At 61.9% G+C, this 24,920-nt stretch carries 23 protein-coding genes; 7 read left to right on the forward strand and 16 right to left on the reverse strand.

The annotated features are described in order from the left end of the window. Nucleotides 1-20: 20 nt before the first annotated feature. Nucleotides 21-533, reverse strand: coding sequence for a nuclear transport factor 2 family protein (locus APH35_RS22265; protein ID WP_060515532.1), 513 nt, complete (start codon nt 531-533; stop codon nt 21-23). Next, on the reverse strand, nt 526-1,659 hold the full coding sequence (locus tag APH35_RS22270) for an amidase (protein ID WP_060515533.1): 1,134 nt from the start codon (nt 1,657-1,659) through the stop codon (nt 526-528). The genes APH35_RS22265 and APH35_RS22270 overlap by 8 nt, the downstream gene beginning before the upstream one ends. 146 nt (nt 1,660-1,805) lie before the next feature. Between APH35_RS22270 and APH35_RS22275 the strand changes: the two genes are divergently transcribed. Then, nucleotides 1,806-2,285, forward strand: coding sequence for a MarR family winged helix-turn-helix transcriptional regulator (locus tag APH35_RS22275; protein ID WP_012271863.1), 480 nt, complete (start codon nt 1,806-1,808; stop codon nt 2,283-2,285). A gap of 15 nt (nt 2,286-2,300) precedes the next feature. Here the strand turns inward: APH35_RS22275 and APH35_RS22280 are convergent, their stop codons facing one another. From APH35_RS22280 to APH35_RS22325, 10 genes are all read right to left on the reverse strand, one after another. After that, nucleotides 2,301-2,798, reverse strand: coding sequence for a flavin reductase (locus APH35_RS22280; protein ID WP_012271862.1), 498 nt, complete (start codon nt 2,796-2,798; stop codon nt 2,301-2,303). Between the two features lie 11 nt (nt 2,799-2,809). Continuing rightward, the gene (locus APH35_RS22285; protein ID WP_060515534.1) at nt 2,810-3,769 is read right to left on the reverse strand and encodes a PDR/VanB family oxidoreductase; all 960 of its coding nucleotides are present in this window, start codon (nt 3,767-3,769) and stop codon (nt 2,810-2,812) included. Between the two features lie 47 nt (nt 3,770-3,816). Beyond that, a complete protein-coding gene (locus APH35_RS22290; protein ID WP_060515535.1) occupies nt 3,817-4,557 on the reverse strand; it encodes an SDR family NAD(P)-dependent oxidoreductase in 741 nt (246 codons plus the stop codon). 10 nt (nt 4,558-4,567) lie between these two features. Beyond that, the gene (locus APH35_RS22295) at nt 4,568-5,044 is read right to left on the reverse strand and encodes an aromatic-ring-hydroxylating dioxygenase subunit beta (protein ID WP_041166471.1); all 477 of its coding nucleotides are present in this window, start codon (nt 5,042-5,044) and stop codon (nt 4,568-4,570) included. Continuing rightward, nucleotides 5,044-6,327, reverse strand: coding sequence for an aromatic ring-hydroxylating oxygenase subunit alpha (locus APH35_RS22300; protein ID WP_060515536.1), 1,284 nt, complete (start codon nt 6,325-6,327; stop codon nt 5,044-5,046). Before APH35_RS22300 ends, APH35_RS22295 begins: the two co-directional genes overlap by 1 nt. A 16-nt stretch (nt 6,328-6,343) precedes the next feature. Beyond that, nucleotides 6,344-6,706, reverse strand: a complete 363-nt coding sequence (locus APH35_RS22305) for a hypothetical protein (RefSeq protein ID WP_012271857.1) — start codon at nt 6,704-6,706, stop codon at nt 6,344-6,346. Between the two features lie 17 nt (nt 6,707-6,723). After that, complete coding sequence (gene iacA, locus APH35_RS22310) at nt 6,724-7,893, reverse strand: indole-3-acetate monooxygenase (protein ID WP_012271856.1); 1,170 nt, start codon at nt 7,891-7,893, stop codon at nt 6,724-6,726. Between the two features lie 519 nt (nt 7,894-8,412). Further along, a complete protein-coding gene (gene catA, locus APH35_RS22315) occupies nt 8,413-9,348 on the reverse strand; it encodes a catechol 1,2-dioxygenase (RefSeq protein ID WP_060494559.1) in 936 nt (311 codons plus the stop codon). 43 nt (nt 9,349-9,391) lie between these two features. Next, the gene (catC, locus tag APH35_RS22320; protein WP_003256111.1) at nt 9,392-9,682 is read right to left on the reverse strand and encodes a muconolactone Delta-isomerase; all 291 of its coding nucleotides are present in this window, start codon (nt 9,680-9,682) and stop codon (nt 9,392-9,394) included. A 21-nt stretch (nt 9,683-9,703) separates the two neighbouring features. Next, nucleotides 9,704-10,825, reverse strand: a complete 1,122-nt coding sequence (locus APH35_RS22325; protein ID WP_060515537.1) for a muconate cycloisomerase family protein — start codon at nt 10,823-10,825, stop codon at nt 9,704-9,706. Nucleotides 10,826-10,960: 135 nt separating this feature from the next. Between APH35_RS22325 and catR the strand changes: the two genes are divergently transcribed. Then, complete coding sequence (catR, locus tag APH35_RS22330) at nt 10,961-11,833, forward strand: HTH-type transcriptional regulator CatR (protein ID WP_012271853.1); 873 nt, start codon at nt 10,961-10,963, stop codon at nt 11,831-11,833. A gap of 373 nt (nt 11,834-12,206) precedes the next feature. On the opposite strand, the gene APH35_RS22335 is transcribed toward catR, so the two are convergent. The 3 genes from APH35_RS22335 to APH35_RS22345 form a co-directional block, all read right to left on the reverse strand. Then, nucleotides 12,207-15,419: a T6SS effector BTH_I2691 family protein gene (locus tag APH35_RS22335; protein WP_060515538.1), complete on the reverse strand. Its 3,213-nt coding sequence runs from the start codon at nt 15,417-15,419 to the stop codon at nt 12,207-12,209. 142 nt (nt 15,420-15,561) lie between these two features. Next, nucleotides 15,562-16,965, reverse strand: a complete 1,404-nt coding sequence (locus APH35_RS22340) for an amino acid permease (RefSeq protein WP_060515539.1) — start codon at nt 16,963-16,965, stop codon at nt 15,562-15,564. 76 nt (nt 16,966-17,041) lie between these two features. Continuing rightward, the gene (locus APH35_RS22345) at nt 17,042-18,073 is read right to left on the reverse strand and encodes a histone deacetylase family protein (RefSeq protein WP_012271849.1); all 1,032 of its coding nucleotides are present in this window, start codon (nt 18,071-18,073) and stop codon (nt 17,042-17,044) included. 124 nt (nt 18,074-18,197) lie between these two features. Between APH35_RS22345 and APH35_RS22350 the strand changes: the two genes are divergently transcribed. After that, complete coding sequence (locus APH35_RS22350; protein WP_012271848.1) at nt 18,198-18,680, forward strand: Lrp/AsnC family transcriptional regulator; 483 nt, start codon at nt 18,198-18,200, stop codon at nt 18,678-18,680. 38 nt (nt 18,681-18,718) lie between these two features. Here APH35_RS22350 and APH35_RS22355 read toward each other — a convergent pair whose 3' ends face one another. Beyond that, nucleotides 18,719-19,630 (reverse strand): LysR substrate-binding domain-containing protein, encoded by a 912-nt coding sequence (locus APH35_RS22355; RefSeq protein WP_060515540.1) that lies wholly within the window; start codon nt 19,628-19,630, stop codon nt 18,719-18,721. A 97-nt stretch (nt 19,631-19,727) separates the two neighbouring features. On the opposite strand from APH35_RS22355, the gene APH35_RS22360 reads away from it, so the two are divergent. The 4 genes from APH35_RS22360 (at nt 19,728) to APH35_RS22375 (ending at nt 24,905) form a co-directional block, all read left to right on the forward strand. Then, a complete protein-coding gene (locus APH35_RS22360) occupies nt 19,728-20,819 on the forward strand; it encodes a tartrate dehydrogenase (RefSeq protein WP_012271846.1) in 1,092 nt (363 codons plus the stop codon). 194 nt (nt 20,820-21,013) lie between these two features. Next, entirely contained in the window at nt 21,014-22,612 is a 1,599-nt protein-coding gene (locus tag APH35_RS22365; protein ID WP_012271845.1) for a BCCT family transporter, read from the forward strand. 121 nt (nt 22,613-22,733) lie between these two features. After that, entirely contained in the window at nt 22,734-23,855 is a 1,122-nt protein-coding gene (locus APH35_RS22370) for an aromatic ring-hydroxylating oxygenase subunit alpha (protein ID WP_012271844.1), read from the forward strand. Between the two features lie 78 nt (nt 23,856-23,933). Next, on the forward strand, nt 23,934-24,905 hold the full coding sequence (locus tag APH35_RS22375) for a PDR/VanB family oxidoreductase (RefSeq protein WP_012271843.1): 972 nt from the start codon (nt 23,934-23,936) through the stop codon (nt 24,903-24,905). Nucleotides 24,906-24,920 lie beyond the last annotated feature (15 nt).

A 24,920-nucleotide genomic window follows, 5' to 3' on the forward strand; every position in this document is an offset into this window, starting at 1 on the left:
TACAGGGATCGCGTCTGGGCTTAGTCGTTAGGCACCGGCAAGGGGGCCTCACTGTTCCAGGCCGTAACCGGCCGGCTGAACTGGTTCTCGGTCTGGAAGTGAGCCATGCGCCACTGCCCCTCCTCCAGCGCAAAGCGCACCGTCAGCCGCGCAGCATTCAGGTGCGATGCACCGTCGGCAAAGGTGCTGGTCTGCAACATCACCCAGCGCCCCACACCCTGCTCGCCGTCCATCTCGATCACCTCACTGGTGAGAAAGTGCACGTTCAATGCAAAGTGCGCCGGGGTTTTCATGTAGGTGGCAAACATCGCACGGATCGCCTCACGGCTACGGTAGCCGCCAAAGCTGGCGGCATACCGGGCGCCCTTGCCTTCCCACACGGCTTCACGGGTAAACAAGCCAGCCAGTTCGTCCAGCGGGGTGCTGCAATCGAGCTGATCGCACAGTTCCATATAGCGATTGATGCACACCCGAATGGCCTGCTGACGCTCGAACACCTGCAAGCGGGCCTGCAACTCATGCAAGTCAGTCATTGCTGCCCCCGTTGCCGCCATACAGGTTGAGCAACAAACGCTCGGCCACTGCCAGCAGCTTCTCGTCCGCACCTTTGGCCCCCACCAGTTGCAGGCCCACCGGCAGGCCGGCCTCGCTACCCAGTGGGATGCTCAACGCCGGGTGCCCGGACAGGTTGAACGGCCGCACCAGCGAGGTCATGCCCAGTACGGCGCGAGTGTCGCTGGCCTCCTCCAGCCGCAGCGGGAAGTCCGGCATGGTCGGCAACGCCAGTACATCGTAACGGGCAAGGGCTTGGTCGACTTCCTCGGTAAACCGCTGGCGTACCGCCTCTGCCTCAGCCAGCGCGGCATCATGGGTCTGCCCCGCCGCCGCCAGGCGCCCGGCGATGTCACTGCCAACCTTGCCGGTTTCCAGCAGGTGGCCACAGACCTGGAAGGTTTCGCGGTTGATCACCACCATGCCAGCCTCATACGCCGCGCCAAAATGCTTGAGCTCGACATTGCCCAGCGGCAAGCCGCTGGCGCTGAGTGCCCCCTGCACCGCCTTATGTATGCCCACTTCAGCCGTTACCCGCAGCACACCGATACGCGCCTTCGCAGGTACCTGGGCGGGCACGAACGTCGGGTCTATCATGGCCATGGCGCGCACCAGCATCGGTAGGCTCGCAGCGAACGGGCCAACACAATCGAGGCTGCTGCTGGCCGGCATCACCCCTTGGCGGCTGACCCGGCCAAAGGTCGGCTTCAAGCCGAACACGCCACAGCAACAGGCCGGCACGCGCACCGAACCACCGGTGTCGGTGCCCAGGCTGAAGTCGACCAGGCCAGCAGCCACTGCAGCCGCCGAGCCGCTGGACGAGCCTCCGGGAATACGCCCCGGAAAACGCGGGTTGGCCGCCGTGCCGGTGTGGCGGTTGATACCGGTAGTGCCGAAGGCCAGCTCGTGCAGGCCGACCTTGGCAGTCAAGCGCGCACCGGCCGCCAGCAGGTGGCTGACCACCTCGGCATGCCGCACCGCCAACGGCGCATCCTCCAGCGCTTGGCTAGAGGCACGGGTGGCGGTGCCGGCGACATCGATGGTGTCCTTGATCGCGACCCGCGGGCCGCTGCCGCCAAGGTCGAGGGGTTCTACGATTATTGTCATTGTCATACCGCCCTTTGGATGAGGGAGCCTTGCCAGATACTTGAAATGTCAACTGAATATTCCAGCACCTAGGCGCACCTTTGTAATAGCCAAATGCATGGAAACGTCTATGATGTCGCGACTATTTCCGCACACGTAGTGAAGCGATGAGCACTTCGAAGAACACAGGCCACAGCCATCACGATCCGGCCAGCGATGAGTTTCGCAAGGAAGACTTCCCTTTTTACTGGCTGGCCCGTGTGCATGGCCGCTACACCCAGAACATGGAACGGCTGCTGAAGAAGATCGACCTTGACGTGCCGCGCTGGCGCGTATTGTGGATCCTCAACGAGAACGGCGAATCGAGCATTTCCGAAATCTCCACCCATGCCATCGCCAAGCTGTCGACCATCACCAAAATCGTCTATCGGATGAAAGACGACGGCCTGGTCGACACCGCCCCCAGCCCCGAGGACGGCCGCGTGACCCAGGTACGCATCACCGAGGCTGGGCTGCAGAGCATCGCGCGCATGCAGGATGTGACCCGCGACCTGTTCCAGCGCAGCTTCAAGGGGCTGACCGAGGCGCAGGTGCAGCGGTTGAACAAGATGCTCGAAGTGGTTTTCCATAACCTGGATACCTTCTAGGCCGCAGGAGCACGTTCAGCAGGCCTTGGAGGTTTCGCACACCCGGTGATACGCGCGGTTGAAGTACACCAGCCCATCATCGGCACCGCCCTGGCGGATGTCCTGGATCTCGCAGTAGAAAATGCTGTGCGAGCCAACTTCATGCACCTGGGCAATGCGGCAGTCGAAGTTCACCAACGCCTCCTGCATCACCGGCGCCCCGCTCTCCAGGACCGTCCACAACGTCGAGGCAAAGCGTGCTTCCATGCTCAGGTTGCGGTTGGCGAACACCCCGGACAACTCCTGATGGGTGCCGGCCAGCACGTTCACGCACAAGGCGCCGTTGGCCTTGAACTGCTCGTTGGAATACGAAGCACGGTTCATGCAAACCAGCAAGGTGGGCGGTGAGTCGGTCACGCTGCACACCGCCGAAGCGGTGAAGCCGAAGCGCCCGGCCGGGCCGTCGGTGGTAATGACCGAGACGGCGCCACCGAGCATGGCCATTGCGTTGCGAAAACGGGTTACCTCTACCATGGTCATGCTCCTCAGATATCCAGCACCAGCTTGTTCGACTTGGCCCGCGAGCAGCACACCAGGATCTGGTCGTTCGCGGCCTTCTCTTCATCGGTCAGGTACACATCGCGATGGTCGGGCTCGCCTTCGAGTACCTCGCACATGCAGGTGCCGCACACACCCTGCTCGCAGGAAATATCGATGCGTATACCCACCTGGGCCAAGGCATCGAGGATGGTCTGGCCCTCGGCGACCTGCACAGTCTTGTTGCTGCGCGCAGCGACCACTTCGAAGCCCTGGCCAGTGGCGTCGACCTCGACCTGGAAGTACTCCTTGTGAATGTGCTCCTCGGCATAGCCCTGCTGGCGCGCTCCTGCGATCACCCAGTCCATGAAGCCCGACGGGCCGCAGGTGTACAGGTGTGTACCGGGCATGCCAGCGCCGAGTACATCGGCCAGGTTCAGGCGCTGCGTCACCTCTTCATCGTCAAAATGGGTAACCACCCGTGCCGCGAATGGCGCATCGGCCAGCGCTTCGAGAAACGCACTGCGGCTACGCGAGCGCCCACAGTAATGCAGTTCGAAATCGGCGCCCTGCTGGTGCAAGGCGTGGGCCATGGCAATCATGGGTGTGATCCCGATGCCGCCACCCAGCAGGATCGAACGGGCGGCGCCAGCCGCCAACGGGAACAGGTTGCGCGGTGCGCTGATCTGTACCTCGCGCCCCTCCATCAGGGCCTCGTGCACACCCACCGAACCACCACGGGACGCCGGGTCTTTCAAGACGCCCAGGCGATACACCGTCACATCCGCCGGGTCGCTGCACAGCGAGTACTGGCGCACCAGGCCGGGCGCCACATGGATGTCCACGTGCGCGCCGGCCTCGAAAGCCGGCAAGGCAGCGCCGTCGGCTCGCCCAAGGTCGAGTACGACCACGTCGGCCCCTTGAATCTCGCGTTTGCGCACGACTACGTTCAACAGTTCTTCATTCATGCTCGGTGTCCTGTAGTAACCAGGGGCGCGCGGGCGCCCCGTCAATGTCAACGCATGAACAAGCCGCCGTTCACGTCCCAGGTCGCCCCGGTGGTGAAATAGGCCTCGGGCCGTGCCAGTTGCACGATCAGGTCACCCAGAAAGTCGGCATCCCCCAGGCGCTGTACCGGAATGTTGGCCAGAAGGCCCGGCAGCCGTTCGACCGGCACCGCGGCATGCACCGCTGGCGAGTCGACAGGGCCCGGGGCGATGGCATTGACGGTAACGCCGCGAGCGGCAAACTCCTTGGCAAACACCTTGGTCAGGGTGATGATCCCGCCCTTGCTCGCCGCATAGTGCGCGCCGGTGGCCGTGCCGCCGTTTTGCCCTGCCAGCGAAGCCATGTTGATGATCCGCCCGTAACCGGCCTCGGCCAGGTACGCGCCGAACACCTGGCAGCCGAGGAACACGCTGCGCAAGTTCAGGCCGACCACGGCGTCGAACTCTTCCGGGCTGATCTGCATCAGCGGCGTGGTCCTGGTCACGGCGGCGTTGTTCACCACCACGTGCAAGCCGCCGAAGCGCTCAAGCACCTGGGCCAGGGCCTGCTCGAAATCGGCCTTGCTGGCGACATCCAGCTTTACCGCCAACGTGCGTCCAGCCTGCCCTTGCAGCTGCTCGGCAGTGGCCTGGGCAAGTGCCAGGTCACGGTCCGAGACCACTACGTCGAAGCCTGCGGCCAGCAGCCGGGCGCAGAAACGCTGGCCCAGGCCCTGGCCGGCGCCGGTTACCAATGCGACTTGGTTCATGGCCTCGCCCTCAGAGGATGTAGCCGATACCGGCGAGGGTATCGTCACTGTTGATCAGGCTGATTACCTTGCGATGGACCCTGAACCCGCCCTCGGCTCGCACCAGGGTGTACGTGAGGTCGGCGCTGTAGTGCTTGAGGCTTTCCTTGCGGAACTCGCGCACGTTCTGCGCAGCGCGCACGGTGACATTGACGCCGTCGTCCGCGAGCACACGGATACGCGAAATCGTGCGCACGGTACGTGGCTGCGGGCTGGTCGAGATCGACTCGCCACCGATGAGCCGCTGCACACGCAGGGCACGCATGTGGTGGTCGTCATAGGCGTAGTTCAAGGTGTTCTCGTAGTCGCTTTCCTTGGGGTCGATCGGGATGATGTAGGTGCCTTTGTCAGTCCACAGGTTGAGCCAGGCGTCGTACTCGCCATGGTCGAGCATGTCGCCTTCCTGCCAGATGAACGCGGTGACTTCGTTGAACAGGTTCAGGTTCATCATTTGGCCTCCGCGGTCATCATCTTCTTCCACTGCTGGTACGCCGCGCGCATGCCGGTCTCGGCACTGACGTCGGAAATCAGGCCATCGGCGCTGGGCTTTTCACCCACCAGGCCACGGTTGAGCATGATCCACAGGTCTTCACCGGCGCGGGCGCCCTTCTGCACCCGCTCCCACGCCTCGGAATCGTCCGGGGTGCCGAAGCCCATCGGCCCCTGGAAATGCTCGTGCAAGCGCAGGCGATAGCGGTTGGCCGCCGCCGGGCCGCCATCCATGGTGATTACCGCATGATGGATTTCGGTTTCGCTCACCGAAATCGGCTGCAGCACACGGAAGAACGCCATCGAACAGGCCACATTGGGGAACAAATTGAGGTTGAAGCCCGAACCACCGACCGCGCGGACGATGCGCCGCACCTGCGCCTCGTCGATGCCTTCGTCGCGCAGTTCGGCGGCAAGGCTTTCGAAGCGCTCCGGGATCGGTTTGTCGAGGTCGGCCTCCAGGTCGACCAGTTCGGGGATCATCACCATCACGCTGTGGCCGTTGCCCAGGTCTTCGACATAGCCAGGGCCCTTGACGAAGTCGAACAGCTCCAGGGTCTGCTCATCGACCGAGGACAGGAAACTTTTGTGCACCAGCGGGAAGTGGTAGGCGTCAGTGGTGTTTTCCAGCTGGATCTTCCAGTTGCCGGGGAAGCGGAAGCGGTGCTCGCCCGGCACTTTGATGCCATAACCGGCGCCCTGTTTCATGAACAGGTCCATCCACTTCTTCGCCGCACCGAGAAAGTCCTCCAGCGGCTCGATGTCATCCTTGAACGTGGCGAAGACCATGCCGGCGTAGCTTTCGGTGCGCAGGCTGACCAAGGGCAGCTCGGCCTTGTCCAGGCAGTCGCCGTAGCTTTCCGGGTGCGGGATACCGCGCAGCGAACCATCCAGGGCATAGCCCCAGCCGTGGTACGGGCAGACAAAGCTGTTGGTCTTGCCCTTCTTGTGCTCGCAGACGGTGGCGCCACGGTGCCGGCAGCGGTTGAGCAGCACGTTGATGGCCTTCTTGCGGTCGCGTACCACGATCACCGGCTGCTTGCCGATGTAGGTGGTCTTGTAACTGCCGGCTTCGGGGATTTCGCTTTCATGGGCGACCCAGATCCAGGTGCTGTGGAAGATTTTTTCCAGCTCGGTATCGAACAGCGCCGGGTCGGTGTACAGAGAGGTGTGGACACGGTCGGGCTGCACCAGCTCGGCCGGATCGATTGCCAGGTTGATGGCGGGAATCAGGTTGCTCACGGGATTATTCCTCTTCTCAGGCGCGCTGGATGATCAGTTCACGGCCAACACGGGCCTCGACCTTGGCGTAGCGCCACAGCTTGTAAGGCCCCTCGCCCACCGCCGTGGTGCGGAACAGGTTGCAGGCGGCGTGCACGGCCTCGATGTTGGGCACATCGGCCAGCAGGTAGGTGGTCCAGGGGAAGCCATCGGACGGCCCGACCATGGCTTGGTCATCGTCCATGTTGCCCAGCACGCGTACCCCGGGCAGGTCGTGGATGCCGTTCCACATGGCGCTGAAGGCGGCCCACACCTGCAGTTGCTCTTCACGCGGGGCATCGAAGAAGTTCTGGTTGATGCCCATGCAGAACAGCACGCGCAAGGCTTTTGTGTCGCTCATGACAAATCTCCCGAGGGTTACAGGTAGCCCGGCAGGGGCTGTTTGCCGAAGAACATGGCTCCGGCGTTCTGGTAGGTGACGTCGCCCATGAAGGCGTGCTGGGTGACCACTTGCGCATCGTTGACGCAGCGCGCCAGTGGGCTCTCGTTGTAGATGCCAGTCATGCCGGACAGCAGTTGCGCACTGCGCGCCACTTCGGCGGCAACGCGCGCGGCATGGGTCGAGGACAGGCGCAGCAGGTTGGTCACCTCGACCGGCACCGGGTCGCCAGCCAGCACATGCCCCCAGGCCTGCTCGATGGCTTCGTAGAAGAAGGCCCGCGCCGAACGCAGGGCGGCCTCGGCCTTGGCCACGTCCACCTGGGCCAGCGGCCGGTCGGCCAGGGCCGGGGCGCCGGTGACCGAAATGCGCCCGCTGGCCATGCCCGACAGCTCGTCCAGTGCGGCGCGGGCAATGCCCAGGCCGACCACCGACAGCACCTGGGTGGCGAACGACAGCGACGGGTAGCGGAAGAACGGCTCGTCCAGGTTCGGCTTGCCGCCACGCACGAAGGTCCACTGCTCGCCCACCCGTACATCCTCGACCACCAGGTCGTGGCTGCCGGTGCCGAGCAGGCCGACGGTGTCCCAGGTTTCTTCGATGCGCGCCTGGCTGCGCGGCAGCACCGCCAGGCGCGGCAGGTCGAGCTTGTCGCCGTTGCGCGGGGTGATACCGACGCCAACGATATCGGCGCCCATCGAGCCGCTGGAGTACTTCCAGCGGCCGTTGACCTTGAAACCGCCGGGCACGGTTTCGGCCGGCTGCGGCGGGAAGATGCCACCGGCGAACACGGTGTCAGGGCTGTTGCCGTAGATTTCGGCGATGGTATCCAGCGGCAGCGCCGCCAGGTACACCGGGCTCATGCCGAAGCTGGCGACCCAGCCGGCAGAGCCGTCAGCGTGGGCGATGCGCTCGATCATTTCGCAGAAGGCCGCTGGCGAGCACTCCAACCCACCAAAGCGCTTGGGCACCAGGGCGCGGTATACGCCATGTGCTTTGAACGCATCGATCACGTCGCGGGAAATATGGCGCTGGCGATCGAACTCGCCGAGGCGGGCACGATCACGAACGCCGTCAAGCAAGGCCTCGAAAGCAGGGCCGCAGGCAAGCGCCGACAGGGGCGCGTCACGCAGGCAAAGCGAATCCATGGACTATCTCCGTCTCAGGCGCGGTTCGGGTGTTGAGGCTGGGAATGGCGGGCGGCGCTGGCCACTGGCAAGCACCGGCCACGCGGGGAAGCGAAGGCAGGTTGGGGCGGCATATCTGTCTCTCTTGTTTTGGGTGCCGGTGACAGATATTTGCGATTATTTACGTGAATTGTCAATTGAATTTTCACGCTAAACACAAAGAGAATCACCTCGCTCACTTGCGCTTGAAAACAGATAAAACCACGTTAATCGTTGATTTATGTGGATTTTTTATAAGAAACAGGTAGACCTGAGCTCACGCGCAAGCGAAAAATATTTAGACCACTTTTCACGTAATTCGGCGAGGGATATTTCGAAAGGACCAGAGGGGGGAAACAGAAGGGAAATGCAGATGGATTTTCAGCGGACAGCAAAAAGCCCAGGCCCTCCCCGCACGGAAAGGCCCAGGCAAAAAACACAGTGAAAGACGCTCAGAATGCCGGGGGCTGCTGCGCAGCCCCAACGTTCTGCGCCTGGTACTCAGCCTTCCTGCAACGCACGCGGCCGGTGGCTGCGCGCCTCGGCCTCCGGCGCCGCGGCCCCCTGCAGGTGGAAGTCGAACGAAAGCTCGGCAAAGCGCTCGCCTTGCACGCCACGGTCACGCGCCGCCGCCGCATCTTCGACAAAGCGCAGCTCGCCAATCAGCCCGTCACGGGTAGCGTAGGCAAAGTCGTCCCACAGGTACTTGTCACCCTCGAAGTTGATCTGCGTGGTCAGGTGGCGGTACCCCGGCGCCGAGATGAAGAAGTGCACATGCGCCGGGCGCTGGCCATGACGGCCGAGCAGGTCCAGGCATTCCTGGGTCGGCCCCTGCGGATCGCAACCATACCCCGACGGCACGATCGAACGTGCACGGTAGCGGCCCTCGGCATCGGTGATGATGCGCCGGCGCAGGTTGTAGTCGGACTGGGTCGAGTCAAAGTACGAATAGGTGCCCTGGGTGTTGGCATGCCACAGGTCGACGGTGGCACCGGCCAACGGCTTGCCGTCGGCATCGAACACCTGGCCCTGGAGGAACATCACCACACCTGGGTCGGTGCCGTCGTCCATGCGCACTTCGCCTTGCGCCAGCGGCGCCCCGGCGACGTACAGCGGGCCTTCGATGGTGCGCGGAGTGCCGCCAGCAAGGCCGGCTTCGGCGTCCTTGGCGTCTTGCAGCAGGTCGAGGAAGTGCTCGATGCCCAGGCCAGCAGCCAGCAGGCCCGCCTCGTTACGGCCGCCCAGGCGGTTGAGATAGTCAACGGCGTGCCAGAACTCGTCTTCGGTGATCTCCAGGTCTTCGACCAGGCGTGCAGTGTCTTGCAGCACGCGCAGGATGATCTGCTTGAAGCGCGGGTTGCCTTCGGCATGGTCCAAGCCAGCAACCTGCTTGAAGAAGGCTTGAATGTCGGCAGTGTGGGAAATTTTCACGGTCATCGTGCTTACCTCATATTGTTCTTGTCAGGTAGACAGGTGCGAATCAGCGGTCGTCGCTGTGGATCGACGAGGGATGCCGGCACAGGCCGTCGACCTCGATGTCCATGTACGGGAACAGTGGCAGCTGCATCAGCGTGTCATGCAGCGCCTCGACGCTGGGCACATCGAATACGCTGTAGTTGGCGTAGTGCCCGGCAATGCGCCACAGATGGCGCCAGGTGCCTTCGCGCTGCAGGCGCTGGGCCAGTTCCTTTTCGTCGGCCTTGAGCTGGGCGGCCTTGGCCGGGTCCATGTCGACCGGCAGTTTCACGGTCATCTTCACGTGGAACAGCATGGTTATCTCCTTGCTTGCTTATCAGCGACGGGCGAAGCGCGCCAGGCGCTGTTCGTCCAGGGTCAGGCCCAGGCCTGGGGTACGGGGGATGTGCAGTTGGAAGTCGCGGTACTGCGGCGGCTCGTTGACGATTTCCTCGGTCAACAGCAGTGGCCCGAACAGCTCGGTGCCCCAGGTGAGCTGGCGCAGCGTGAGGAAGGCATGGGCCGAGGCCAAGGTGCCGATCGAGCCCTCGAGCATGGTGCCGCCATACAGGGCGATGCCGGCGGCCTCGGCAATCTGCGCGGTGCGCAACACGGCGCGCGGGCCACCGTTCTTGGCGATTTTCAGGGCAAAGATACTGGCGGCGCCGTCGGCGGCCAGGCTGAAGGCGTCTTCGACGCTTTCGATCGACTCATCGGCCATGATCGGTGCCGGGCTGCGCTGGTTCAGGCGCACCTGGCCACCGCGATTGATGCGCGAAATCGGTTGCTCGATCAGGTCGATGCCGTTGTCGCCCAGTACCTGGCAGGCACGAATGGCCTGGGACTCGTCCCAGTATTGGTTGACGTCGACACGCACGCTGGCGCTGTCGCCCAGCTCACGCTTGATCGCCACCACGTGTTTGAGGTCCTGCTCCACCGGGTTGGCGCCGATCTTCAGCTTGAACACACGGTGGCGGCGGATTTCCAGCATGTGCTGAGCTTCGGCGATGTCGCGGGCGGTGTCGCCGCTGGCCAGGGTCCAGGCCACTTCCAGGCTGTCACGCACACGGCCGCCCAGCAGCTCGCTGACCGGCAGGCCCAGGCGCTTGCCCTGGGCGTCGAGCAAGGCGCTTTCGAGGCCGGACTTGGCAAAGGTGTTGCCCTTGGCCAGCTTGTCCAGCTTGAGCATGGCGGCATTGATGTTGTCTGCCGGCAGGCCGATCAGCGCAGGTGCCAGGTGCGCGTCGATATTGGCCTTGATGCCCTCGGGGCTTTCGTAGCCATAGGCCAGGCCGCCGATGGTGGTGGCCTCACCGATACCTTCCACGCCATCGCTGCAGCGCACGCGCAATACCACCAGGGTCTGCTGCTGCATGGTGTGCATTGCCAGCTTGTGCGGGCGAATGGTCGGCAGGTCGACGATAATTGCCTCTATACGTTCAATCAGCGCACTTGTCATTGTTGCCAGGTCCCGTCAGATCGGGCTGCCAGTTGCAGGCCCGAATGGTGCATTTACTTGATTGTTCAAGGATTGCGCGAGACCCTGATGACAGTCCAATATCAAATGAATCTCCCACCATACCCTGGAGGTCTGATGGAGCTGCGCCACCTGCGTTACTTCAAGGTTCTGGCCGAGACCCTGAACTTCACCCGCGCCGCCGAGTTGCTGCACATCGCTCAACCGCCGTTGAGCCGGCAGATCAGCCAGCTGGAGGACCAGCTCGGCACCCTGCTGGTGGTGCGCGAACGCCCGCTGCGGCTGACCGAAGCGGGTCGCTTCTTCTACGAGCAGACCTGCACCGTGCTGCAGCAGTTGCAGAACATCAGCGACAACACTCGTCGTATTGGCCAGGGCCAGCGCCAGTGGCTAGGCATCGGTTTTGCCCCCTCCACCCTGTACAACGTGCTGCCAGAGCTGATCCGCGAGCTACGTCAGGACAGCGAGCTGGAGCTGGGCTTGAGCGAGATGACCACGCTGCAGCAAGTGGAAGCGTTGAAGACCGGGCGCATCGACATCGCCTTCGGGCGCATTCGCATCGATGACGCGGCCATTCAGCAACAGGTACTGCGCGAAGACCCGCTGGTGGCCGTGCTGCCCAAGGGTCACCCGCTGGCGGGTAGCCCGCTCAGCCTGGCCCAGCTGGCGGGCGAAGCGTTCATCCTCTACCCGGCCAACCCTCGGCCCAGTTATGCCGACCATGTGCTGGCGCTGTTCGCGCAGCACGGCATGAGTATCCGCGTCAGCCAATGGGCCAACGAATTGCAGACGGCCATCGGCCTGGTGGCTGTAGGTGTAGGGATAACCCTGGTGCCGGCGTCGGTACAGCAGCAGCATCGCACCGATATCGAGTATGTCGGTTTGCTGGATAGCGGCGCGGTCAGCCCGATCATCCTTAGCCGGCGCAAGGGGGATGTGAGCCCGGTGGTGCAGCGGTGCCTGGCGTTGATTGCGCAGCAGGCAGTCTGAGTGAACAGCACAGGACCTTGGGGGCAAGCGTTTTAGCGGACATCGTTTGTTGCGGGTGCACTGCGAGATTCAAGGTCGATTTCCGTTGGCCACCGGACCTTGGGCGCTAGGCGATGCATGGGGCTAAGACCATCGTCATCGTTCCAGTCCCGGGGTGGGTGGACGAATTTTGGTAGGGCGTCAGGGCCTCAGCAAAGCCACGACTCCTCTTAAGCTGAACGTTGATCTTGGTAGTTCTAGATACACGTCATCATAGTAATTGGGTGATGGCCTTACATTTTTCACGTCGCATCTGAGATCAGGTATTTCTCTGACATGGGGCAAATCGTAGCTCCACCCAAGCGACCGCTCCCATTGAGTTTTTGATCCGCGATTAATCATTTTCCCCTCGCTCACATACCTCTAGGTAAGCACTCGGAATAGTCCGATCTAGCCAATACATGACCAACAGCGTTGCTCCAGTTATTGTGCGCTTCCCGACAGTGGGCATAAGCTCCACTACGCCTGAGACCTCCAACCAGCAAACACCGTTCTGCTCACTATATTTTCGCTGTTTTATTACTATAGAATCAGCTTTATAGTCGGGTATCCTTGGTGGGGTGAAACTAGAAAATCTTGTAGATTTCGATAACTCCTCTGTAGTGATAGCGTGAAAGTCATCAACAACAATGGTCTCTCCACCTTTGTACTCAGGAAACTCTCCGTCGCCGACGCGGTGGACAATTAGAACCCAGCGAAAAGCAGAAGCACCATCTCTATAGTTTGGCAAAACCACCTGAAATCTAAGTTTTTGCTCTGTCACCAGACCCACTAGACCTCCAATTTTCGGCGCTGCGGGATCTGTTACCATGCTCGACTCAAAATTTAACTTCGCCTTAACACCAAGAACTGCTGCATTAAGCTCTGTAAACGCAATATCTGCGTATTCAGGCGCATCCCAATGTACTGCCGGTGCTTCATCTCCTTTTCCAAACCAGCAGCGCCTTGCCCAACGCTCCAATGCTGAAGATCTATTTTTTTCAGCCTGCTTGCTCAATGCAAATGCAGTCAAGCTCAATATTACAGCGAGGCCTAAAGGTCCTAAAATTAGCGATTTAAATACGGCACCAGCAAAAGCCACAGCACCTATTCCGTAGAATACAGCAGAAGTAGCATGAAGAATCCGCGCTGTTTTATCCCCCGCTGCCGAAGCTCGCTTGGCGGCGGATATTGCTTGTGCGGTATCGAAAACTCCGGCTACTGCACTGAACAAGGCGCCGAACTTAACGAGCGCTACTCCAACTGCTGGTACGCCGCGGGTCCAAGGCGCTTTTATATAACCAGCGCTGGAGCGCATAACGAGTCCAACCAGTTCAATCTGCCCTCCCAATATCCCCAGCTGCGCTCCCTGCAGCGCCAGCTTGGCCTCATGCGCTTTCGGTCCAATCTCCTCCTCCGCTTTTTCCTGATTCCTGACCAGGCTGTCGTATTGAAAGTACAGCCCTCCAATTGCCAGCAGTACTTCCCAACTTCCCGCCACACCGCGCAAGCCGCGAAAGCCGGTTCGCACCAACTGCGCCGCCTGCTGCGAAGTGATCCTCATCCCCTGCAACACCTTGCGCGCATTCGCCTCCAGCGTCCCCGCCGCCACCGAGACATCCACCAAGGCTATCTGTGCCGCGCTGCTGGCCTGAGTCACCTTCATATTGGCCTCTTCAAACAACCGGCCACGCACCTCTTCAGCCGTGCCTTCGACCCACACCGTCACGCTGATCATGGTGTTGGTGAACCGTGGGTCGAGCACTGCCAGGCTCATCAACCCATGCTGGATGATCGGGCGCACCTTGCGGAACGCCTTCATCGAGCCAAATTCGAAGTCATCGATGCTGCGATGCATCCGGTCCCGTGCCTCGGCGATAGAGGCATTGGCCTTGTGCTGCAATTCGCGCAGGTGGGCACTTTGCAAGGCGTAGTACTCGCCCAGCTTCATCTTCACTTCCAGTTCGATCAGGTGCACGCCGTTGTAGAGGAACTGCGTCGCGCTGTTCAGGTGCCGCACCGCTTTTTGAATGCCAGGGAGCACGTTGGGCGCCAGGCGCTGGCTGGCCGCGTTGAGCGCGCTCTGCGTTTCGGCGATGGCCTGTTTGAGGGTGTTGCGCATGCGCAGGCCCGCGTCGTCGCTGGCAATGATCTTGCTCAAGATGCCGTAGAGCTTGTCGCTGTCGTTCCAGTTGATGGCTTCGGCAGCGGTAAAACTGGGCAGCAGCCCGGCCAGCAATGCACGGTCCCGCATCAACAACGCGCGGTAAGGTGGGCTGTCGGGGTCTTGCAGCCATTTCAGCCAGAGCGTTTCGCTGGTGCCGGCCGCTGGCACCGTACCAAGCACCACGGCCTCGGTAATACCGCCCCCCAGGCACAACGCCATGGTCTTGGCATACGCCACGCCAGACTCACGATGATCACCGTCGTAATCGTACTGCTCGGCCACCTTGAACATGGGCGTGTCGAACAGTGCGGCATACGCACGGGCGTCCTTGTCGATGTAGCGCTGGAACTCGGCTTCCTGCTGGTCGTATTCGGCCTGGAACGCCGCCCGTTGCGGTTCGTGGTAGCGCTCTTCAAGCCGCTCGTCACTTTCCAGCTGCGCACGCTCGACCAGGCGCTGACGCTCTACTGCCGGATCCACGAACACCGGAGGCCCGTCGCCGGTCATTGGCTCCAGCGACGGTATTTTCTGTGCCGCCCACTGCCGGTGCGTCGCGCGAATGATCTGCAGAATTTGTGAAGTCTGCAGTTGATACGCCCGCATGGGCTCTTCGCGCCAGACTTGACGCTTCACCACCCAGTTCAGTCGTTGATGGTTGTACTCCTGAATCAAGCCAACGGTGTCGTCGAGCACCACCGCCAGCACACCGCTCTCCAGCTTGTGCCGGTTCATCGCGTTGACCAGGTACCCCTTCAGTGCAAACCGGCGCAGCCAGCGGGTGTGAAAGCCATGCGCACTGTCGAACGGCGAACACCCGTGCTGCGCGTACTCGAACACCTCCTTGTCGATTTGCAGGTTGTCAGGCGTCATGGCGATGCCCAGCAATTCGGGGTTGTTGCGCGCCTGAGTCAGGTCCAAACCCTCAAAGCGATGCGCAGGTGCCGTGCCGCGTTTGTAGGCATTCAGCACGCTCACCGGCCAAGGGTCGCTCGAAAAGGCCAGCCAGGCGCTGCCATAGCGGTCGGTATCGATGTTCAGGAAAGATGAGGGAATGTCGTGGTTTTCATTCACGCACTTTTCGGGGAGTGGTGCGGGCAGGCCGTCGAAAGGTTCGTAGGGGTTGAAGCGGCGCAGGTGGCCCTGCTCGCTGACTTCGTAGGCATGCCAGACCTGTTGGTCCAGCAGCACGTACAGGTAGCCCATGCGCAAGGTGCGCAGGCCCATTTTCGTCGAAACATGTAGGCTGCCGGCAACAGTGGTGACACAACCAGGACGTGCATCCGGCACTAAGGCGCGGCGCAGTGGCAGAATCGGCAGGCCTTGCCGCTCGCAGGACATGCACTGGTCGTGCGGCAGCCCGGCTTCGGCTACCGCAATGGCGATACGTTGGCTAAGGGGCATAAGCGACCTCGCGTAGAAAGGGACCCTGATGGTCCCTGAACCCTAACGAGGAATCGCTTGCCGGAGGCTCAGTGGGCTTCCTAAAAACCTGTAGGAAACTTCTCTAAATCAACCACTGGACGGTCACGCCACTGTCGGCTCATTAATTGTGCTCACGGCGACGATGGTAAGCCACCAGCAAAAACACGAACCACAACGGCATCACGCATAGCGCCAACCGGGTATCCGGCTGCAGCGCCAGCAGCACCAGCACAAAGCCGAGAAAGCCCAAGGTCGTGACTGCCATCGGCACCCCGCCCGGCAACTTGAACAGCGAGGCGTCGTGCGCAGCTGGGTTGCGTCTGCGATAAGCCAGGTACGCAGCAAGGATCATCGACCAGGTGAAGATCACCAAAATCGCCGACACCGTCGAGATCAGCGTGAACACGGTCATCACCTCGGGAATGATGAACAGCAAGCTCAACCCGATCAACATGCACACCCCGGAAAACACCAGGCTGTACACCGGCACGCTCAGTGCCGAAAGCCTGGCGAACAGGGCCGGTGCGTTACGCCGCTCGGCCAGGCCGAACAACATCCGGCAACCCGAGTACACCCCACTGTTGGCCGATGACGCAGCTGACGTCAGCACCACGAAATTGATCATGCCCGCCGCCGCCGGAAAACCCGCCAGCAGGAACAGTTCGACGAAGGGGCTGCGGTTGGCCGGCACTTCGGCCCACGACACCACGCTGATGATGCACACCAGCGCCAGGATGTAGAACAGCAGGATGCGCAGCGGGATGGTGTTGATCGCCTTGGGCAGCGAGCGACGCGGGTTCTTGGCCTCGGCGGCGGTGGTGCCGATCAGTTCGGTACCGGCGAAAGAAAACACGGCAATCTGGAACCCGGCAAAGAAACCGCTGATGCCATGGGGCAGCACCGCACCCGGCGCGACCACGTTGGACAGCGAGGCGACCACACCATTGGGCGAGGTATAAGAGGTAGCGATCATCACCGCCGCCGTGATGATCAACAGCACGATGGCGACGATCTTGATGATACCGAACCAGAACTCCACCTCGCCGAATATGCGCACCGCCAGCAGGTTCAACCCCAGCAGCACGAACAGGGTGAAGAACGCGGGCAGCCAGGCCGGCGCATCGGGGTACCAATACTGAAAGAACCCCGCCACCACGACCACGTCGCCGACCACCGCCACGCTCCAGCTCAGCCAGTACGACCAGCTCAGCACAAAGCCGGCGCGCGGGCCCAGGTAATGGGCAACGATGTCGGCGAACGACTTGAAGCGCAGGTCGGACAACAACAGCTCGCCCATGGCGCGCATCACGAAGAAGACGAAGAACCCGAGGATGGCGTAGACCAGAAGGATCGAGGTACCGGACAGCGCGATCACCTTGCCCGACCCCATGAACAGGCCGGTGCCGATGGCGCCTCCGATGGAAATCAGCTGGATGTGGCGGTTTTCCAGCGTGCGTTGCAGGTGCCCGTCACGGGCGGGCTCTGCCGGTTTGCTTTGCTCAAGGCTTGCGGACATGTCTTGCATGGGCGACCTCTTGTTATTGTTGGTCTGGCTAGTCGTGCTGTGCCGTGGCCAGCGTAGCCACGGCTTGTCGCGGGGCTTACCGCGCGCTTTCGAAGCCTTGCAGGGTGTTCACCGCGTTGATGCCGATCTCATCGACCATGTAGCCGCCTTCCATCACGAACAGGGTCGGGATGCCAGCACTGGCGATCTCGGCGCCCATGCGCAGGAAGTCTTCACTGGTGAGTTTGAAATGGCTGATCGGGTCGTCCTCGAAGGTGTCGACGCCAAGCGACACCACCAGGTATTCGGGCCGATGCGCGACGATGCGCTTGAGCGCGTCCTGCAGGGCCAGCTGGTACTGCGCCCAGCGCGTGCCTTTGCCCAGCGGGTAGTTGACGTTGAAGCCTTCGCCTGCCCCCACACCCTGCTCATGGGCGTAGCCGGAAAAGTACGGGTAGGACACGTGAGGGTCACCATGCAGGGAGGCGAACAGCACATCGGGGCGATCGTAGAAGATGTTCTGCGTGCCGTTGCCGTGGTGGAAGTCCACGTCCAGCACGGCCACACGCTTGGCGCCCTGGCTCAGGCAGCGCTCGGCGGCGATGGCAGCGTTGTTCAGGTAGCAATAGCCGCCCATGTATTCACGCGCCGCATGGTGCCCAGGCGGGCGGCACAGGGCGAAGGCACTGTCGGCACCGTCGATGATGCGCTGCATGCCGGTCAGGGCAACGTTGGCGCTGCTGCGTACCGCCTCCCAGGTGCCAGCGGTGATCGGCGCGCCGGCGTCCATGGCGTAGAAACCAAGCTTGCCGTCGATGAAGCCGGGCTCACGGTCGATGGCCAGGTCACGCACCGGCCACACCAGCGGCAGCGCGTCGTGGGTCTTGCCGGTGGCGGCCCATTCCTGCCAGGCGTTTTCCAGGAAGCTCACATAGCGTTCGCTGTGCGCCGCCACGTAGCAGGCACGGTCGAACGCCTGCTCGGCGATGACATCGCCCAGGCCGGTGCCGAGCACCCGGGCCAGCACGGTGTCGGCACGCTGGGGGTTTTCAAACGATGGCGTTATCGCGCCGTCCTTGAGTTCCGAGCCATGGTGCAAGCGGTGGTTGTTACTAAAGACTGTCAGCACGCGAATATCCTTTTCCAAGGGAGTTACCGGGTAACCAATTTTCGCGAGAGACCGCTGGAAATGCTTTGCTTTATGCTCAGCCAAACCGGATTCTTTAGCAAAGTATTCACAGGACCACCAAGCCATGAGCAAAGCTTTTGCTATCGAAGAATTGGACGAAACCGATCGCGAGCTGCTGCGCCTGTTGCAGGCGGACGGCACCCTTTCGAGCGCGGCACTGGGCGAACGCCTGTCGATGACCGTGACACCCTGCTGGCGTCGGCGCAAAAGGCTGGAAGAGCTGGGCATCATCAAGGATTACCAGGCCAACCTCGACCGCAGGAAATTGGGGTACGACGTGATGGCATTTGCCCAGGTGCGCTTTGGCAACCACTCGGCCAATGCGCCGGACGAGTTCGAGCAGGTGATTCTGAAGCTGCCGCAGGTGCTGTCCTGCCACAAGGTGACCGGTGAGGCCGACTATGTGCTGACCGTACTGGCGACCGACCTGGAAAGTTATGGGCGGTTTGTGGAAGAAGTGTTGCGCCGGCAGCCGGGGATTGCCTCGATCCAGTCCAGCCTGGCGTTGCGCGAAGTGAAAGCGGTTTCGCGTGTCCCCGTACCCTGAAGGCCGCTCCTATACAAAGCGCGCGTCAGGGCCAGTGTCTACTCTGGCAAGCTATACCGCTCGGCAAAGTACTGCCGGAAAAAGTCCACCGCCACCCGCACCTTGGCCGAACTGGCCAATGGTGAGGTGTACACCGCCCAGATATCCGCTGGCTGGCGATAGTCCTCCAGCACCTGGACCAGGCGCCCATCCTGCAGGCTGTCGTGCACATCCCACCACGAGCGCAGCAAGATCCCGCGCCCGTCCAGGCACCACTGGTGCGCCACTTCGCCATGGTTGGTCGACAAGCCGCCGGTTACCCGCACGCCTTCCTCACCGTCCGGCCCCATCAACTGCCACACGCCAAACGGGTGATCACGTTCCTTGATCACCAGGCAGTCATGGCTGGCCAGTTCGCCCAGCACCTTGGGCGTACCGCGCCGGGCCAGGTAAGCCGGCGCCGCGCACAGTACCCGGCGGTTACGCGCCAGCGGCTTGGCGATCAGGTTGGGCGCAATGGCGTTGCCCACGCGGATGTCCAGGTCGACGCCTTCGGCAATCAGGTCCACCAGCCGGTCGTGCACGTCCAGGCGAATGTCCAGGCGCGGGTAACGCTCGGCCAGCTCCGACAAGGCCGGCGCCACGAAGCGGCGGCCCAGGCCAAGGCTGCTGGCAATGCGCAATTGCCCGGCCGGCTCACGGTGCTGGGCACTGATGTCATCGCCCATGCGCTGCACCGCATCGAATATCTGCAGCGCCCACTGATACACCCGCTCACCCTCCTCGCTCACCGTCACCCGCCGGGTGGTACGGTGCAGCAGGCGTACTTCCAGGGTTTGCTCAAGCATGCGGATGCGCTTGCTGATGTACGCCGCCGACATGCCCAGCTCGTCCGCGACGGCGGCAAAGCTGGCGCGCTTGGCCACCTGAAGGAAGATATTGAGGTCGTCGAGGCTGGGCAGATTATTCACGTATCGTGTTCCAAGAATCCATGATTGGCCAGATTATCTCCGGATAAAGCCCTTATAGCATAACCAGCACCTGTTCCCTGGATAACGAGTGCACCCCATGAGCAAGCCTTTCAGAATTGCGGCAATCCCCGGCGATGGCATCGGCAACGAAGTACTGCCTGAAGGCATTCGTGTAGTCGAGGCCGCTGCGCGCAAGCATGGCCTGGACATCAGCTTCGAGTTCTTCGAGTGGGCCAGCTGCGACTATTACCTGGCCCACGGCAAGATGATGCCGGACGACTGGTTCGAACAGCTCAAGGGCTTCGATGCCCTGTACTTCGGTGCTGTGGGCTGGCCAGACAAGGTGCCGGACCACATCTCGCTGTGGGGTTCGCTGCTCAAGTTCCGCCGAGACTTCGACCAATACGTGAACATCCGCCCAGTGCGCCTGTTCCCTGGCGTGCCTTGCCCGCTGGCAGGTCGTGAACCAGGTGACATCGACTTCGTGGTCATCCGCGAGAATACCGAGGGCGAATATTCGTCGCTGGGTGGGCGCATGTTCGAAGGCACCGAAAACGAGTTCGTGCTGCAGGAATCGGTGTTCACCCGTCGCGGCGTCGACCGCATTCTCAAGTACGCCTTCGACGTGGCCCAGACCCGCGAGCGCAAGCACGTCACCTCGGCCACCAAGTCCAACGGCATGGCCGTGAGCATGCCGTACTGGGACGAGCGCACCGCTGCGATGGCTGCCAATTATCCGGAAATCAGCTGGGACAAACAGCATATCGATATCCTCTGCGCGCGCTTCGTGCTGCAGCCGGACCGCTTTGACGTGGTGGTGGCTTCGAACCTGTTCGGCGACATCCTCTCCGACCTCGGCCCAGCCTGCGCCGGCACCATCGGTATCGCGCCGTCGGCCAACCTCAACCCCGAACGCAAGTTCCCGTCGCTGTTCGAACCCGTGCACGGCTCGGCACCGGACATCTACGGCAAGAACATCGCCAACCCGATCGCGATGATCTGGTCGGGTGCGCTGATGCTCGACTTCCTTGGCAACGACGGCGCCGACCCACGCTACCGCGCCGCCCACGACGACATCCTCAAGGCCATCGAGCAGGTCATCGCCGCCGGTGATGTCACCCGCGACATGGGTGGGCAGCAGTCCACCCAGCAAGTTGGCCAGGCCATCACCGCGCTGGTCGAAGCCTGACGCACAGGGGCCGATTGTCAGAAGTGTCTGACAATCGGCCCCTTGCCTCTTGCTAGCGGCGCAGATTGTATGCAGAATCTGTTAACCATTAGATATTAGTAAACTAAAGGTTAACAACCACGGAAGGAGTTGTACCGCTACACCCCGGATGCCTGCCGGGTATGACAAGTACGCCAACGTCCCAGGAGACGATGATGTCGCACAAGAATAAAAAGATTGATGTGTTCCTGATTACCGTGAGCCTGATTGCCGTGCTGCTCACCGTGATCGGCCTTGCAGCCTTCCCCGCCCAGGCTGAAAGCGCCGCCAACCAGTTGTTCGAGCTGTCCACCCGCACCTTCGGTACCAGCGTGCAGGTGCTGGTGTTCGCCAGTACCCTGGCGGTGCTGTACCTGGCTTTCAGCAAATACGGCAACATCCGCCTGGGCAGTGGCAAGCCTGAATACGCCACCGCCACCTGGGTGTTCATGTTCATCTGTGCCGGCATGGGGTCCTCGACCCTGTACTGGGGCGTGATGGAATGGGCCTACTACTATCAGACCCCAGGCCTGAACATCGCCGCCGCCACCCCCAAGGCGCTGGAGTACAGCGTGGGCTACTCGTTCTTCCACTGGGGCATCAGCGCCTGGTCGATCTACGCCTTGGCTTCGCTGGCCATGGCCTACCACTTCCATGTCCGCAAGAAGAGCGGCCTGAACCTGGCGTCGATTATCGAAGCGGTGACGGGTTTCAAGGCCACCGGGCCAGTAGGCCGTACTGTCGACCTGATCTTCCTGCTGACCATGATGGGCGCCCTGACCGTATCGCTGGCCCTCACTGCCTCTACCCTGACGCGCGGCCTGCATGACCTGACCGGCACCCCGGATACCTTCACCGTGCAATTGATGGTGATCGGCGGCGTGGCGGTGATGTTCTCGCTCAGCTCCTACATCGGCATCGATGGCGGCCTGCAGCGCCTGAGCAAGATGGTGTGCATCGGCGCGCTGGTGTTTGCCGCTGTCGTCCTGCTGGTCGGCCCAACCCAGTTCACCCTCAACAACACCGCCAACTCGATTGGCCTGATGATCCAGAACTACGTGCACATGAGCCTGTTCACCGACCCGGCCGGCGACGGTGCCTTCACCCGCAACTGGACGGTGTTCTACTGGCTGTGGTGGGTGTCGTACGCCCCGGGCGTAGCCATGTTCGTCACCCGCGTTTCGCGCGGCCGGCAGATCAAGGAAGTGGTCCTGGCCCTGCTGCTGGGCGGCAGCTTCGGTTGCTGGTTCTTCTTCGGCGCACTGGAAAGCTACAGCATGCACCAGTTCATCACCGGCGCGGTGGACGTACCGAAGATGCTGGCCGAGCAAGGTGGTGAATCGGCTGTAACCCACCTGCTGCTGGCGTTGCCGTGGGGCCAAGTGTTCCTTGGCGTGTACCTGTTCATCATGGCCATCTTCTGCGCTTCGCACATGGATGCCGCAGCCTACGCGGTGGCAGCCACCAGCACTCGCAACCTGCGTGAAGGTGACGACCCGACACCGACCCACCGCCTGTTCTGGTGTGTGGTATTGACCCTGGTGCCGTTGGCCATGCTGTTCGCCAAGGCTTCGCTGTCGACCATGAAGACTGCCGTGGTGCTGACCGCAATCCCGTTCATGGTGATTCTGCTGGTGAAGATCTACGGCTTCCTCAAGTGGATGGTCGCTGACTACGGCCAGGTACCGGCCCACATCATCGAAGAAGAGGCTGCACGGATGGCCGGTGAACAACCTGCCGAGCATGCACCGCGCAGCGCTGCTGCCGTGCATTGATGAAATCAAAAGGGGCCGCACTGCGGCCCCTTTGAAGGGTTGCAATTTTTTTTGCCTGATCTGTTAACCAACAGATACGCGTTAACCAACAACTAAAAACCGAGCTTGTGAGAAACCTGTCATGAACGACTTCAAACGCCTGCCCGCCGATTTCTGCGCAAACGCCGACGAGGCCTTCACCATCCCGGCCAATTTCTACACCAAGGCCGCAGTGTTCGAACACGAGAAAGAAGCCATCTTCGCCCGCAGCTGGATCTGCGTGGGCCACCGCAGCGAAGTGGCAGACAACAATGCCTACATCACCCGCGAAGTAATTGGCGAAAGCATCATCGTCGTGCGCGGCCGTGACAGCGTGCTGCGTGCGTTCTACAACGTCTGCCCGCACCGTGGCCACCAGTTGCTCAGCGGCAGCGGCAAAGCCAAGAACGTCATCACCTGCCCATACCACGCCTGGACCTTCAAGCTCGACGGCGAACTGGCCCACGCCCGCAACTGCGACAACGTGGTGAACTTCGACAAAGAGAACTCCACCCTGGTGCAGCTGCGCGTAGAGGAATATGCCGGCTTCATCTTCATCAACATGGACATGGACGCAGGCTCTGTCGAAGACCAGTTGCCAGGCCTGCAAACGCGCATGCGCGAAGCCTGCGCGGTGATCGACGACCTGCACCTGGCAGCACGCTTCGTCAGCGACACCCCTGCCAACTGGAAGTCGATCGTCGACAACTACCTCGAGTGCTACCACTGCGCCCCGGCGCACCCAGGCTTCTCCGACTCGGTCGACGTCGGCCAGTACAGCCACACCATGCACGGTAACTGGACCCTGCAATATGGCCTGGCCAAGCCTTCGGAACAGTCGTTCAAGTTCGACGAAAACGTGAAGGACCCGTCGTTCGCCGGCTTCTGGGCCTGGCCGTGCACCATGTTCAACGTGCCGCCAGGGGCCAACTTCATGACCGTGATCTACGAGTTCCCGGTCGATGCCGAAACCACCCTGCAACACTACGACATCTACTTCCTCAACAAGGACATCACCGAGGAACAGCAGAAGCTGATCGACTGGTACCGCGAAGTGTTCCGCCCAGAAGACCTGCGCCTGGTCGAAAGCGTGCAGAAGGGCCTCAAGTCGCGAGGCTACCGTGGCCAGGGCCGCATCATGGCCGACCGCGAACGCAGCGGTATGAGCGAGCACGGCATTGCCCACTTCCACAACCTGATCGCCGTGGCCCACCTCGACGATTGATGGCAACCGCTCCACGTTTTTTTGCACGTAAAGGTGCGCGGCAGGGCCTGCCGCGCGCCCAGGCAGTCGAGGTGAACCATGGCCAACACTTATGAAATGTTCAGCGTCCGCGTAACCGACGTGGAACAAGCCACGCCGCTGATCAAGCGCTTTACCCTGGCCCGCGAAGACGGCGCGGCGATGCCCGCCTTCACCGGCGGCAGCCATGTCATCGTGCAGATGCAAGGCGCCGACGGCAGCCAGTTCAGCAACGCCTACTCGCTGATGAGCGACCCGCGCGACACCCGCAGCTACCAGATCGGCGTGCGCCTGGAAGAGCAGTCCAAAGGCGGCTCGGCGTTCATGCACCAGCAGGTGGAGGTCGGCACTCGCCTGACCATCTCCTCGCCCAACAACTTGTTCGCCCTCGACCCTTCGGCTGGCCGTCACGTGCTGATTGCCGGCGGCATCGGCATCACCCCGTTCCTGGCGCAATTGCACGAGCTGGAAGGCGGCAGCACCGACTACGAGCTGCACTATGCCTTCCGTGCGCCAGAGCACGGTGCGTTCCAGGACCAGTTGGCCAACGGCCCGCACGCTGCCAACACGCAATTCTACATCGACAGCCTCGACCGCAAGCTTGACCTGGCCGCCTTGTGCGCGGGGCTGGACGCGCAAGCGCACCTGTACGTCTGCGGCCCCAAACCGCTGATCGATGCGGTCATCGCCTGCGCAGCCCAAGCCGGCATCGCCGAACAGCGCGTGCATTGGGAACAGTTCGCCGCCACCCCGGTCACCGGCAGTGCCTTTACCGTGGTGTTGGCGCAGTCGGGTGTGGAGTTGCAAGTGGAAGAAGGCATGACCATTCTGCAGGCCATCGAGAAGTCCAAGGCCGCCAAGGTCGAGTGCCTGTGCCGCGAAGGCGTGTGCGGTACATGCGAGACGGCCATTCTTGAAGGTGAAGCCGAGCATTACGACCAGTACCTGAGCGACGAAGAAAAAGCCGCGCAGCAGAGCATTATGCTGTGCGTCTCGCGCGCCCGTACGGCGCGGCTTGTGCTTGATCTCTGACAAATGCGGTCCCTG

Source organism: Pseudomonas sp. NBRC 111132, from assembly GCF_001320565.1.
Taxonomy (GTDB): domain Bacteria; phylum Pseudomonadota; class Gammaproteobacteria; order Pseudomonadales; family Pseudomonadaceae; genus Aquipseudomonas; species Aquipseudomonas putida_P.